Source organism: Bacteroides sp. AR20 (assembly GCF_964250605.1).
Lineage (GTDB): Bacteria > Bacteroidota > Bacteroidia > Bacteroidales > Bacteroidaceae > Bacteroides > Bacteroides uniformis.
This window is the reverse complement of the sequence record NZ_CAXUGK010000004.1, coordinates 104,409-117,807: the sequence shown is the minus strand read 5'-3', so window position 1 is coordinate 117,807 and position 13,399 is coordinate 104,409. Positions and strand designations below refer to the sequence as shown.

Below are 13,399 nucleotides of genomic sequence, written 5' to 3'. Positions count from 1 at the left end.
CTAAAAACAACTCGAATATGAAAAAGTTACTTCTTATTCCGCTCTTGCTCCTCTCTCTAACGACAATGGCAGCATGCTCTACCACCGACGACACTCCCGATACTCCATCCGGAAACGGCAATATGCTTGTGCTCTACTTTTCTGCCGAAGGACACACCCAGGCCATTGCCGAACGTATCGTGAAACTTACAGGCGCAGATATCCATCGCATTGAGGCTGCCGAACCGTATGCTGCAAATCCTTACGATGACAGCGACCGCATTCAGCATGAAGCCTATAATGACCTGCGCCCTGGAGTAGCGAATCTGCTTGATAAATAGGCATTGGCGAAATATGATACAATTTTCGTCGGTTCGCCTTGCTGGTGGCATCAACCCGCAATGGTAGTCTGTACATTCCTCGAAGCATACGACCTGAAAGACAAGGTAATCATTCCTTTCTTTACCTACGGGGCTACTACCTATCTGAACGAGTCCATGCAGAAAATTTACAAGGTAACATCCACTTCAAGACATATTCCGGAAACACTTCCCGAAGACCTTGATGCGGAGGATATTACGACACCAGGACGCCCTGATGATGCAGATATCGACATGCCGGGCAACGCTAATGGTACAGAAGGATGGTTACACCGAATCGGAATAGCAGTGCGTTCGGGAATATTCAATACATCTGCCGACTAATTGATAATATCTTTTTCTTCTTCGAGCACTCCGTCTGCCAATGCAATATCTTCCCCCATCTCCCAATACTTCATCCACTTTTACTGGAATTCTCGTAAGAAATCTCTATTTTTGCACTTTAAACAAGAAAAATTATGGGAGCAGCTAAATGGATAGGCGGCATCATCGGCTTCATGGCCGGAGGACCGCTGGGAGCCTTGGCAGGTTTTGTATTCGGTTCATTGTTCGACACCGATTCAAATGACGCAGGCAGTTATTATGGAGAAGCACCAACGCACGGCACTACCTATACCGGGCAACGGAACAGTTTCCTCTTCTCCATGCTCGTGATGGCTTCGTACATTATCCGTGCAGACGGGCGCATCATGCATAGTGAAATGGAATTCGTCCGCCGCTTTCTGAGAAGCACATTCGGTGAGGCTGCCGTGGGCGAGGGAGAACGGATACTGCTCAACCTCTTCGAACAGCGCAAGCAGATGGACAGACAAAACCCACTGGCATTTAAAAACACCATCCGTGACTGTGGAACGCAGATTGCCGCCAACCTGACATACGAGGAACGCTTGCAACTGCTGGTATTCTTGGTAGAAATTGCCAAAAGCGACGGACACGTCTGCAACGAGGAGATAGAAGCCTTGAAAGAAGTGGCCATGTACATGGGACTATCCGTCAAGGAAGTGGAATCCATGCTTAACCTAGGCGGTAGCTCACTGAACGAGGCCTACAAAGTACTTGAAATTGAACCCACTGCCACCAATGACGAAGTGCGTGCCGCTTACCGCCGCCTAGCCTTGAAACACCATCCCGACCGGGTGGCAACGCTGGGCGAAGACATCAAGAAAGCCGCAGAAGAGAAGTTCCAAAGCATCAACAATGCCAAAGAACAGATATACAAGGCACGAGGTATGAAATGACGTACCTCGCTCCTTGCCTTGTGGACAGCATCATGACGTTTATAAACATTCTATATTAACATCAACCCACACACTTATGAAGAAAACCCTTGCAATCCTTGCACTAGGCCTTACTGCCATTGCCGGACATGCCGCCACGCCGCTCTGGATGCGCGATGTGCAAATCTCTCCCGACGGTACGGAAATCGCATTCTGCTACAAAGGAGACATCTACAAGGTGCCGGCCAAAGGTGGAACCGCCACACAGCTTACTACCCAAGAGAGCTACGAATGTACCCCCATATGGTCGCCGGACGGCAAACAAATAGCCTTTGCCAGCGACAGATACGGCAACTTCGACGTATTCGTGATGCCGGCAGACGGCGGAACCGCCCAACGGCTCACTACCCACTCCACCGGTGAGATACCCTCCACATTCACTCCGGACGGAAAGTATATCTTGTTTTCCGCATCCATCCAGGACCCGGCAAGCAGCGCTCTTTTCCCCACTTCGGCCATGACCGAGCTTTACAAAGTACCTGCAACGGGAGGGCGTACGGAGCAAGTGCTGGGCACCCCTGCCGAAGCGGTCTGCTTCGACAAGGCGGGCCATCAGTTCCTCTACCAAGACCGCAAGGGATTTGAAGATGAATGGAGAAAGCACCACACCTCCTCCATCACCCGCGACATCTGGCTGTATGATGCAAAGACGGGTATCCATACCAACCTCACCGACCGCGCGGGCGAAGACCGCAACCCGGTGTTGTCACCCGATGGAAGAACGGTTTACTTTTTGAGTGAGAGAAACGGCGGCTCATTCAACGTGTATGCCTTCCCGCTGGCACAGCCCCGAGAGGTGAAGCCCATCACCAGCTTCAAGACACATCCCGTGCGCTTCCTCTCCATGAGTGACGGCGGGACGTTGTGCTACAGTTACGACGGCGAAATCTATACCCAGCAGCCGGATGCCACCCCGAAGAAAGTCGCCATAGAACTGGTGCGCGATGACCGGCCGCAATTCGCCAACCTGCAGTCTTCCGACGGAGCCACCTCTGCCGTTGTGTCCCCGGACGGAAAACAGATTGCCTTCACGCTGCGCGGAGAAGTCTTTGTCACTTCGGCAGACTATGCCACTACCAAGCAGGTGACGCACACACCGGCACGCGAAGCGGGCCTCTCCTTTGCGACGGACAACCGCACCCTGGCCTACGCCAGCGAGCGAGGCGGCAACTGGCAGCTCTACCTTGCCAAGATAGCCCGCAAGGAAGACCCTAACTTCCCGAACGCCACGCTGATTGAAGAAGAAGTGCTGCTGCCCTCCACCACCGTGGAACGTGCCTATCCGCAATTCTCGCCCGACGGCAAGGAACTCGCCTTTATCGAAGACCGCATCCGGCTGATGGTGCTCAATCTGGAGACGAAGAAGGTGCGCCAGATTACGGACGGCTCCACCTGGTACAGCACCGGCGGAGGATTTGACTACGCATGGTCGCCGGACGGTAAATGGTTTACACTTGAGTTCACGGGTAACAAGCACGACCCCTACTCCGACATCGGCCTGCTCAGCGCAGAGGGAGGCAAAGACATCATCAACCTCACCAATAGCGGCTACATGAGCGGCTATCCCCACTTTGCGCTGGACGGCAACGCCATCCTTTTCACCACCGAACGCTACGGCATGCGTGCCCATGCCTCATGGGGCTCGCTGAACGACGCCATGCTCGTCTTCCTCAACCAAGACGCCTACGACAAATACTGCCTGAGCAAAGAAGACTACGAGTTGCGCAAGGAGCTGGAGAAGGAGCAGAAGAAGTCTGCCGGGAAGGACACCCCCCAAGGCAAAAACAAGGATAAAAAGAAGAAATACGACAAGAAAGACAGCAATGCTGACGAAAAAGATGACCAGCCGAAAGACATCGTCGTAGAGCTGAAAGGCATCGAAGACCGTGTGGTGCGCCTCACCCCGAACTCTTCCGACATGGGCAGCACCATCATCTCCAAGGATGGCGAGACACTCTACTACCTGGCAGCCTTCGAAGGTGGCTACGACCTCTGGAAGATGAACCTCCGCAAGAAGGAAACCAAACTGCTGCACAAGATGGATGCCGGATGGGCAGACATGCAGCTGGACAAGGACGGCAAAAACCTCTTCCTGCTGGGCAGCCGCAAGATGCAGAAAATGGACACTTCATCCGACGCGCTGACCCCCATCACCTTCCAGGTAGATGCCAAGATGGACCTGGCTGCGGAGCGCGAATACATGTTCGACCACGTGTACCGCCAACAGCAGAAGCGATTCTACAATACCAATATGCACGGAGTGGACTGGGACAAGATGACCGCCGCCTATCGCCGCTTCCTGCCCCATATCGACAACAATTATGACTTTGCCGAACTGCTGAGCGAATGGCTGGGCGAGCTGAACGTATCTCACACCGGCGGCCGTTTCTATCCCAAAGGGCAATCCGAACCTACTGCCAGCCTGGGACTGTTCTTCGACTGGAACTACACGGGCAAGGGCATGCTCATTGCCGAAGTAGTGGAGAAAGGCCCCTTCGACACAGCCAACACCCGGGTGAAAGCCGGCACAGTCATCGAAAAGATAGACGGCGTGGAAATCACCCCCGATGCGGACTATTACACGCTGCTCAACAACAAGGCACGGAAGAAAACACTTGTTTCTCTCTTCGACCCGCAGACCAAGGAGCACTGGGAAGAGGTCATTATCCCCATTACGAACGGTGCGTTCAGCGATTTACTCTACAGCCGCTGGGTGAAACAGCGTGCGGCAGACGTTGACCGATGGTCGGGTGGCCGATTGGGTTACGTGCACATCGAGTCTATGGGAGACGACAGTTTCCGTTCCGTCTACTCGGACATCCTGGGAAAATACAACAACCGCGAAGGCATCGTCATCGACACCCGTTTCAATGGCGGTGGACGCTTGCACGAGGATATAGAAATACTTTTCAGTGGACAAAAATACTTCACCCAAGTGGTGCGCGGTCGCGAGACGTGCGACATGCCCAGCCGCCGCTGGAACAAACCCTCCATCATGGTGATGTGCGAGGCCAACTACTCCAATGCGCACGGCACGCCGTGGGTTTACAGCCACCGCGGACTGGGCAAGCTGGTAGGCATGCCCGTGCCGGGAACCATGACCAGCGTGTCGTGGGAACGCCTGCAAGACCCGTCATTGGTATTCGGCATCCCCGTCGTGGGCTACCGCCTGTCGGACGGCAGCTATCTGGAGAACTCGCAGCTGGAGCCGGACATCAAAGTAGCCAATTCACCCGAGACCATCGTGAAGGGAGAAGACACACAGCTGAAAGCTGCCGTAGAGGAACTGCTGAAGGAACTCGAAAAATAAGTACCGCCCTGCCCCACGCAGGAATACCGGTCATATAGGCCGATATATATATTAAGATGATGTGTCAAAACGGTTGATGGCACATCATCTTTTTTTATATGCCACAAGGAAGCAAGACTTTTTCTATCTCACTTTTTTGCACTATCTTTGTGACATAAATTCCTAACTCTTTAACTGATTATGTTTGCTGACTTGTTAAACTCCTCCTATTTCGCGCTCTTTCTCATTGTGGCTTTAGGCTTCATGTTGGGAAGAATCAAGATTAAAGGGCTTTCGCTCGACGTCTCCGCCGTCATCTTCATTGCCCTGCTGTTCGGACACTTCGGTGTCATCATCCCCAAAGAATTAGGAAACTTCGGACTGGTGCTCTTCATCTTCACCATCGGCATCCAGGCCGGTCCCGGATTTTTCGACTCCTTCCGGAGCAAGGGCAAGACGCTTATCATCATCACCCTGCTCATCATCTGCTCCGCCGCCCTGACGGCAGTAGGACTGAAATATGCCTTCGACATCGATACTCCCAGTGTCGTGGGACTGATAGCCGGTGCCCTGACCAGTACGCCGGGACTCGCCGTTGCCATTGACAGCACCCATTCCCCACTGGCATCCATCGCTTACGGTATTGCCTATCCTTTCGGCGTTATCGGCGTGATTCTCTTCGTTAAGCTGCTGCCCCGTATCATGCGCATCGACCTCGACAAGGAGGCGCGCCGGTTGGAGAAGGAACGCCGCAGCCAGTTCCCGGAACTGACAACCTGTCTGTTCCGCGTAACCAACCCCGCCGTCTTCGACCGGAGCCTGATGCAAATCAATGCGCGCGCCATGACCGGAGCCGTCATCTCACGCCACAAGCACAACGAGCAGATAGCCATCCCCACCGCCCAGACCATCCTGCACGAGGGAGACTACATACAAGCCGTGGGTAGCGAAGAGGCCTTAAACCAGCTCGCCGTCCTCGTGGGCGAACGCGAAGAAGGCGAACTGCCACTCGTAGACATGCAGGAGATTGAATCCCTGCTGCTCACCAAGAAGGATATGATAAACAAGCAGCTGGGCGACCTCAACCTGATGAAGAACTTCGGCTGCACCGTCACCCGCATCCGCCGAAGCGGCATCGACCTCTCCCCCTCGCCCGACCTCGCCCTGAAATTCGGCGACAAGCTGATGGTGGTGGGCGAGAAGGACGGCATCAAGGGAGTGGCACGCCTGCTGGGCAACGACACCAAGCAACTGTCCGACACCGACTTCTTCCCCATCGCCCTGGGCATCGTGCTGGGCGTGCTCTTCGGCAAGCTCAACATCTCCTTCTCGGACAGTCTGTCGTTCTCTCCGGGACTGACGGGAGGCATCCTGATGGTCGCCTTGTTCCTGAGCGCCATCGGAAAGACCGGCCCCATTCTGTGGTCCATGTCCGGCCCTGCCAACCAACTGCTGCGCCAGCTGGGACTGCTGCTCTTCCTTGCCGAAGTAGGGACATCGGCAGGACGGAATCTGATGGCCACGTTCCAGGAAAGCGGCTGGCTCTTGTTCGGCGTAGGCGCCGCCATCACGCTGGTGCCCATGCTGGTGGCAGTATGCGTAGGCCTGTTCGTGTTCAAGATAAACATTCTCGACCTGCTGGGCACCATCACCGGCGGCATGACCAGTACGCCCGGCCTTGCCGCCGCCGACTCCATGACGGACAGCAACATACCGAGCGTGGCCTATGCCACGGTATATCCCATTGCCATGGTGTTCCTCATTCTGATAATCCAGGTGATAGCCTCCGCAGTCTATTGACGCATGAAGACGTACAGCCGGACAGAAACCATCGCCCGCATGAACGCACTGGCCGGAGCCAATGTGCCCTTCCTCTTCATCGTAGACTACGCGCAAGAGCAGTCGCACATTGAGCCCCTCGACCGGATAGACCCCGCCACCTGCCTTTTCCAATTCCCGAAGGCAGGCAACACGGAGACGGCTGCAACAGCCCTTGCCAGAAGCACAGCCGCCCGATGCGCCGGCCCTATCCAGTGGGACATCACTCCCCCTTCCCCCGCCGCATACAGACATTCGTTCGACCTCGTGAAGCAAAACCTGCTGGCAGGCAACAGCTACCTGACGAACCTCACTTGCCGGGTACCCGTCACCACCAATCTGACACTGGAAGAAATATTCCTCCACTCCGAAGCCTTGTACAAGCTGTGGCTGAAAGACCGGTTCGTCTGCTTCTCCCCCGAAATCTTTGTCCGCATAGAGAAGGGCAAGATAAAGTCCTTCCCCATGAAAGGCACCATCGACGCTACCCTGCCCGATGCGGAACAGCTCTTGATGCAGGACACCAAAGAGGCAGCCGAGCACGCCACCATCGTCGACCTGATACGCAATGACCTCAGCATGGTTTCGGAACACGTCGAAGTGACCTCCTACCGCTATATAGACCGCCTGCAAACCAATAAGGGCCCCATCCTCCAGACCAGCTCCGAGATATGCGGCACCCTGCCCGAAGACTACACCGCACACCTGGGCGACATCATCTTCCGCCTGCTTCCTGCCGGCTCCATCACCGGCGCCCCCAAGCCCAAAACCGTAGAAATCATCGCCCAGGCCGAAGACTACCGCCGGGGCTTCTACACCGGCATCATGGGGCATTATGCCGACGGACAGCTGGACAGCGCTGTCATGATACGCTTCATCGAGCAGGAAAACGGCCAGCTCCACTTCAAGGCAGGAGGCGGCATCACCGCCAAAAGCCGGTGGGAAAGCGAATACAACGAAGTAATACAGAAAATATATGTGCCTATTTATTGAAACCATACGCATCGACCACGGAAGGGTCTGCAACCTTTCCCGCCACAACCGGAGGCTGAACGATACCCGCGCCCACTTCTGGCCGGAAAGCACACCGCTGCAACTGTCCGATTATCTGTCGTCTCCCGGCTGTGGAGCAGGCATCACCGGGGCGGGCATCGTCAAGGCACGCGTAGTGTATGGTGAAAAAGGTATTGAAGACCTCAGCTACTCCCCCTACGCCGTGCGGCACGTGCATTCGCTGGCACTGATGCAGGCCGATACCATCGACTACACCTACAAAAGCGCCGGACGCGAACCGCTGAACTGCCTCTTTGCCCTGCGCGGCGCATGCGACGACATTCTGATTGTGAAACAAGGCCTGCTGACAGACACCTCCATCGCCAACATCGCCCTTTCCGACGGTACCCACTGGTACACGCCGGCACATCCCCTGCTGAAAGGGACCAAACGGGCAGCCTTGCTGGAAGAAGGAATCTTGCAGGAAAAAGATATCAGACCGGAAGACTTGCCTTCATTCTCTACTGTCAGGCTGTTCAATGCCATGATTGACTGGGGAGAACTGGAACTCCCCGTACGGAACATCATCCCGTAGAGCCTCTACTCGTGCATATCGTTGAGATGTATCTCCAAAGACTTCACCGATATATATATTTCGTACACCGATATGGCCAGCGAAATAATCAGCAATATCAGCGCCAAACCGAAGATATAGGCCGAAAGCAGATGGAGACGGATATAGACAAAGAACATGCTGACCACGCACAGCAGCAGGCTGCCGATGCCCGCCACCTGCATGGCACGCGTCAGGTAGAGCCGCTTCCTCAGGTTGGCAATCTGCGCCGCCTTCACCGAAGACGGGTTCTCCATGTACTGTTCCTTCAAGGTGCGCACCAGTTGGGCATAGGACAAGAAACGGTTGGTATAGGCCAGCATAATCAGCGATATGGCCGAAAACAGCAAGGCGGGGGTGGTTAAATCTATTTCCATAAGAATGATGCTTAATTATATCTATCCGTCCCGATAGCAGGACTTACCTCCGCAAAGATAAACGAAAGATTGAAACCACAGAAACAAGTTTCCTTTTTTCCATTTCCCAAAGATTTATCCTACTTTTGCAGTGACAATAAAAAAACTCCTTACCACCGTAACTTAACAAATACGACCATGCGATATACCGTTTCCGCTCCTGCCTCACTGCACGCAGCCATACAGCTCCCGGCATCCAAAAGTATCAGTAACCGGGCACTCATCCTCCACTCCCTTGCCCACGGCAATATCCTGCCCCGCAATCTGAGCGATTGTGACGACACCATAGTGATGACTCGCGCCCTCGACGGAAATCCCGGACATATAGATATCCTTGCCGCCGGCACCGCCATGCGTTTCCTCACCGCCTACCTCAGCGTAACTCCTGGCACCCGAATCATCACCGGTACGCAACGCATGCAGCAACGCCCCATCCGCATACTGGTAGACGCCCTGCGAGAGCTCGGCGCCCGCATAGAATACGTCGGAAATGAAGGGTTCCCTCCCTTGCGCATCACCGGAACAGAACTGACCGGCAGCGAAATATCCCTCGCCGGCAATGTCAGCTCACAATACATATCCGCCCTGCTGATGATTGGTACCGTCCTTCCCAAAGGCCTGCGCCTGCACTTGACGGGTGACATCATCTCCCGCCCCTACATCAACCTGACCCTGCAACTGATGCGCGACTTCGGCGCCCAAGCCGACTGGGTCTCCGAAGATTGCATCACCGTCAGCCCCGGCGGATACACGGATACCCCTTTCACCGTAGAAAGCGATTGGAGCGCCGCCTCTTACTGGTATCAGATGATGGCAATAGAAGGAATTAAAAATGAAAAAATAAAAGGGGGAGACAGAAGTAGCGCAAAAGAAAGTGAAGACAGCACGAAGGAAGAAGCGCACACGGCAGAAATCGAACTGCTCGGTCTCTTCGCCCACAGCTATCAAGGCGACAGCCGCGGCGCGGAAGTCTTTACCCGCCTCGGCGTCCATACCGAATATACAGACCGGGGAGTAAAACTGACCCGGAAGGGTACTCCCGCCACCCGTCTCGACGAAGACATGGTGGACATCCCGGACCTGGCGCAGACCTTTGTCGTCACCTGCTGCCTGATGGACATCCCTTTCCGCTTCACCGGACTGCAAAGCCTTAAAATAAAGGAGACCGACCGTATCACCGCCCTCATTACGGAACTGCGTAAACTGGGTTACGTCGTGCGCTCCGAGCAAGACAGCATCTTGTTGTGGGATGGCGAACGCTGCCCGGCAGACGCTGACCCCGTCATCGCCACCTACGAAGACCACCGTATGGCCATGGCATTTGCCCCCGCCTGCCTTGTACTGCCCCAAATACAGATAGATGAACCACAGGTCGTTACCAAATCTTACCCTGCTTACTGGGAAGACTTGCAAAAGGCGGGATTTAAAGTCTGCCAAAATGCAATGCAATCTTAGAATAAAGCTTTTATTCTTAGAAATACAGCCTTTATTCTTAAGAATATAACCTTTATTCTTAGAAATAAAGGATACATTCTAAGATTAGGATGTATCCAAAGTAGTTTTACACTACGTTCCAAGCAAGTAATGCCTGCGTCGGGTGGAAGTAATCTACCTACCTGCAATCTGAAGCATTATTTTGTCGTGTACAAAACAATATGTATCTTTGTCCGTTCTATTAATGGAACATGTTTTTCAAGAAAAGGAAGCCCATGTGGATATTGATTATTAGCCTGATTGCCCTTGCCCTCGTGGCAGCCACAGCCGGAATTATACGCAACCGGAAACTGCAGAAGAAGATAGACCGCGGCGAACTGGACGCCATGCCCGAAGTGCAGGAAGTGGATGCCGAGTGCTGCGGACAGCATGAAATCTGCGAACGTGACAGCCTGCTGGCAGCCGTCAGCAAGCAAATAGAATATTACGATGACGAAGAACTGGACAAATACATCGGCACCGCTCCCGATGCCTATACTCCCGAGCAGGAAGACGAGTTCCGCGACGTGTTCTACACCATGCAAGACACGGACGTAGCCGGATGGGTGCGCAGCCTGCAACTGCGTGGCATAGCCTTGCCGGACAACATCAAGGATGAAGTGTTCCTCATCATCGGCGAACGCCGTCTCACCCCCCATTCCTAACACTCCACATCCAACTTTTAATTTTTAATTCTTAATTTTTAATTGAATAAATGGAGCTACTGCAATACACTTTTTTCCAACATGCCCTCATCGGCAGTCTGCTGGCAAGCATTGCTTGCGGGCTGATAGGCACATACATCGTCACCCGGAGACTAGTGTTCATCAGCGGCGGATTGACGCATGCATCTTTTGGCGGTATCGGCCTGGGATTGTATACCGGCATTTCCCCCATTCTGTCGGCAGCCTTGTTTGCAGTCTTGTCCGCTTTCGGTGTAGAGTGGCTCAGCAAACGGAAGGACATGCGGGAAGACTCCGCCATTGCCGTATTCTGGACATTGGGCATGGCACTGGGCATCATGTTCACTTTCCTCTCGCCGGGATTCGCACCCGACTTGTCCGCCTATCTCTTCGGCAACATTCTCACGATTACCTGGAGCGACATCGCTCTATTGGGAGGGCTTGCCCTGCTGCTGATACTGTTTTTCGCGCTGTATCTCCATCCCATCATCTACGTAGCCTTCGACCGGGAGTTTGCCCGCTCGCAAGGTATTCCGGTGCAGGTATTCGAATATGTACTGATGATGTTCATTGCGCTGACCATCGTGGCATGCCTGCGCATGGTGGGCATCGTGCTGGTCATTTCGCTGCTCACCGTTCCGCAGATGACCGCCAACTTGTTCTCGCACCGGTTCCACCGCATCATCTGGCTTTCCATCGGCATCGGTTACCTCAGTTGCCTGGGCGGGCTGATGATTTCTTTCTACTTGAATGTCCCCTCGGGTGCATCCATCATATTCTTTTCCATCATTATCTATGCCATTTGCAAGACAGGAAAAAGTTTTTGGCTATATTTGCAACGCTAAATCAAAAGACACAATGGAAATCAAAATTCAGTCATTAGACCAGATTCACGAAGCCGCCCGCCAGTTCATCGCTGAAATGGGTGATAATACCGTCTTCGCTCTTTACGGAAAAATGGGGGCGGGCAAGACAACTTTCATCAAAGCCGTTTGCGAGGAGTTGGGCGTTTCCGACGTCATCACCTCCCCTACCTTCGCCATTGTCAACGAATACCGTTCCGACACTGCCGGCGAACTGATTTACCATTTCGACTTCTACCGCATCAAGAAACTGGAAGAAGTGTATGACATGGGTTACGAAGATTACTTCTACAGCGGCGCCCTCTGCTTCATAGAATGGCCGGAGCTGGTAGAGGAACTCTTGCCGGGCAACACCATCAAGGTCACCATCGAAGAAGTGGAGAACGGAGAGCGGGAAGTCACGTTAGAGAGCTTTGAATAATAAGGCATGCTTTTCCCCCGCTTTAATTTTTAATTCTTAATTCTTATTTCTGATGAGCCAATACATCGTTCAAGGGATTTTCGCCGTCGCAGGCATCATCGCCTTGCTGGCAGCCATATTGGACTGGAACTGGTTCTTTACTGCCCGAAACACCCAGTTTATCGTACAAAATGTAGGGCGGCGACAAGCCCGCCTGTTCTACGGTGTATTGGGTGTCATTCTCATCGGCACGTCCATCTTCTTTTTTCTGAATACGCCACCGGTCACATAAAAACAAAAAATCGCGGATGAAGCCATGCCCATCCGCGATTTTCCTATACTTTTGATACAGACTATTCTTCGTCCAAAGATTCCGTATATTCCATCTCACCTTGTACGATGAAAAGGATTTCTTCCGGATCATAGTCACCCATCTCATCCTTATGGGCTTCCTTGACAATATAGTCCACGATTTTCCCCAAATCAATCTCGATGTACCCATCCGCATCCGGCTGTGCATCAAGGATGCCGCTCTCGGAATAGTACTCGTCAATCAAATCGAGAAAATAATAGAACTCGTCGTCAGAGAACTTCTCTTTCAACTCCTGCGGCAAATAATTCTTGATGTACTCGATGGTCTTTTCATCATCGACATCATTCTGCAAAAAATCGTCTTCCATTCCCATACTTACTATTGCTTAAAGGGTTAATGTTATTGACTATTTGACGATTTACTATTTACTATTTAGCTGCGCCATGATGCCGAAAGGGTAAATCGTAAATCGTCAAATAGTACCTTATAATATCGCTTCTATCTTGGCCACGTAAGCAGATTTCGGAGCAGAACCTACCTGCTTGTCCACCAGCTCTCCATTCTTGAAGAACAAGACTGTAGGGATGTTGCGTATACCATATTCGGCAGCCACATCACCGTTCTCATCCACGTCACATTTGCCAATAATCACCTTTCCTTCATATTCAGTAGCCAATTCATCGATGATTGGTCCCACCATCTTACAAGGGCCGCACCAAGGTGCCCAGAAATCCATAACGACCGGCTTTCCCTCTGCCAGGATTTCTTGAAAATTGCTGTCTGTAATTTCTAAAGCCATTTCTTTTAATATTAAATGTCAACTATAATTATTAATTTACTGTCAATTGCGTTTTATCAACCTTCGCTTTCGAAGCAAAGATAGTGCAAACCGAATGCAAAAC

13 protein-coding genes and 1 pseudogene are annotated in these 13,399 nt (G+C 52.8%); 11 read left to right on the top strand and 3 right to left on the bottom strand.

The features are described 5' to 3' along the window. Nucleotides 1-17 precede the first annotated feature (17 nt). From ACESTD_RS03815 to ACESTD_RS03790, 6 genes and pseudogenes are all read left to right on the top strand, one after another. Nucleotides 18-683: pseudogene (locus ACESTD_RS03815) on the top strand (flavodoxin). A 134-nt stretch (nucleotides 684-817) separates the two neighbouring features. Continuing rightward, nucleotides 818-1,597 carry a DnaJ domain-containing protein gene (locus ACESTD_RS03810; RefSeq protein WP_022402300.1) on the top strand — a complete coding sequence of 260 codons (780 nt, stop codon included), beginning with the start codon at nucleotides 818-820 and terminating at the stop codon, nucleotides 1,595-1,597. Nucleotides 1,598-1,673: 76 nt separating this feature from the next. Next, a complete protein-coding gene (locus ACESTD_RS03805) occupies nucleotides 1,674-4,946 on the top strand; it encodes a S41 family peptidase (protein WP_373158679.1) in 3,273 nt (1,090 codons plus the stop codon). A 180-nt stretch (nucleotides 4,947-5,126) separates the two neighbouring features. Next, the gene (locus tag ACESTD_RS03800; protein WP_005824164.1) at nucleotides 5,127-6,725 is read left to right on the top strand and encodes an aspartate:alanine exchanger family transporter; all 1,599 of its coding nucleotides are present in this window, start codon (nucleotides 5,127-5,129) and stop codon (nucleotides 6,723-6,725) included. A gap of 3 nt (nucleotides 6,726-6,728) precedes the next feature. Further along, on the top strand, nucleotides 6,729-7,736 hold the full coding sequence (locus tag ACESTD_RS03795) for an aminodeoxychorismate synthase component I (protein WP_005824166.1): 1,008 nt from the start codon (nucleotides 6,729-6,731) through the stop codon (nucleotides 7,734-7,736). Continuing rightward, nucleotides 7,720-8,331, top strand: coding sequence for an aminotransferase class IV family protein (locus tag ACESTD_RS03790; RefSeq protein WP_005824168.1), 612 nt, complete (start codon nucleotides 7,720-7,722; stop codon nucleotides 8,329-8,331). The genes ACESTD_RS03795 and ACESTD_RS03790 overlap by 17 nt, the downstream gene beginning before the upstream one ends. A 5-nt stretch (nucleotides 8,332-8,336) precedes the next feature. Here ACESTD_RS03790 and ACESTD_RS03785 read toward each other — a convergent pair whose 3' ends face one another. Next, a complete protein-coding gene (locus ACESTD_RS03785; protein ID WP_005824170.1) occupies nucleotides 8,337-8,726 on the bottom strand; it encodes a DUF2721 domain-containing protein in 390 nt (129 codons plus the stop codon). Nucleotides 8,727-8,903: 177 nt separating this feature from the next. Here ACESTD_RS03785 and ACESTD_RS03780 point away from each other — a divergent pair, with 177 nt between their 5' ends. The 5 genes from ACESTD_RS03780 (at nucleotide 8,904) to ACESTD_RS03760 (ending at nucleotide 12,476) form a co-directional block, all read left to right on the top strand. Then, a complete protein-coding gene (locus tag ACESTD_RS03780; protein ID WP_022402297.1) occupies nucleotides 8,904-10,220 on the top strand; it encodes a 3-phosphoshikimate 1-carboxyvinyltransferase in 1,317 nt (438 codons plus the stop codon). Between the two features lie 254 nt (nucleotides 10,221-10,474). Continuing rightward, entirely contained in the window at nucleotides 10,475-10,903 is a 429-nt protein-coding gene (locus ACESTD_RS03775; protein ID WP_035450311.1) for a hypothetical protein, read from the top strand. A 50-nt stretch (nucleotides 10,904-10,953) separates the two neighbouring features. Further along, nucleotides 10,954-11,766 carry a metal ABC transporter permease gene (locus ACESTD_RS03770; RefSeq protein WP_016274158.1) on the top strand — a complete coding sequence of 271 codons (813 nt, stop codon included), beginning with the start codon at nucleotides 10,954-10,956 and terminating at the stop codon, nucleotides 11,764-11,766. A gap of 13 nt (nucleotides 11,767-11,779) precedes the next feature. Next, the gene (gene tsaE / locus ACESTD_RS03765) at nucleotides 11,780-12,205 is read left to right on the top strand and encodes a tRNA (adenosine(37)-N6)-threonylcarbamoyltransferase complex ATPase subunit type 1 TsaE (RefSeq protein ID WP_016274159.1); all 426 of its coding nucleotides are present in this window, start codon (nucleotides 11,780-11,782) and stop codon (nucleotides 12,203-12,205) included. 52 nt (nucleotides 12,206-12,257) lie between these two features. Further along, nucleotides 12,258-12,476, top strand: coding sequence for an immunity 17 family protein (locus ACESTD_RS03760; RefSeq protein WP_005835118.1), 219 nt, complete (start codon nucleotides 12,258-12,260; stop codon nucleotides 12,474-12,476). Nucleotides 12,477-12,537: 61 nt separating this feature from the next. Here the strand turns inward: ACESTD_RS03760 and ACESTD_RS03755 are convergent, their stop codons facing one another. Further along, nucleotides 12,538-12,870 (bottom strand): hypothetical protein, encoded by a 333-nt coding sequence (locus tag ACESTD_RS03755; protein WP_005824189.1) that lies wholly within the window; start codon nucleotides 12,868-12,870, stop codon nucleotides 12,538-12,540. Between the two features lie 111 nt (nucleotides 12,871-12,981). Continuing rightward, the gene (gene trxA / locus ACESTD_RS03750; protein ID WP_005824191.1) at nucleotides 12,982-13,296 is read right to left on the bottom strand and encodes a thioredoxin; all 315 of its coding nucleotides are present in this window, start codon (nucleotides 13,294-13,296) and stop codon (nucleotides 12,982-12,984) included. Between the last annotated feature and the right edge of the window lie 103 nt (nucleotides 13,297-13,399).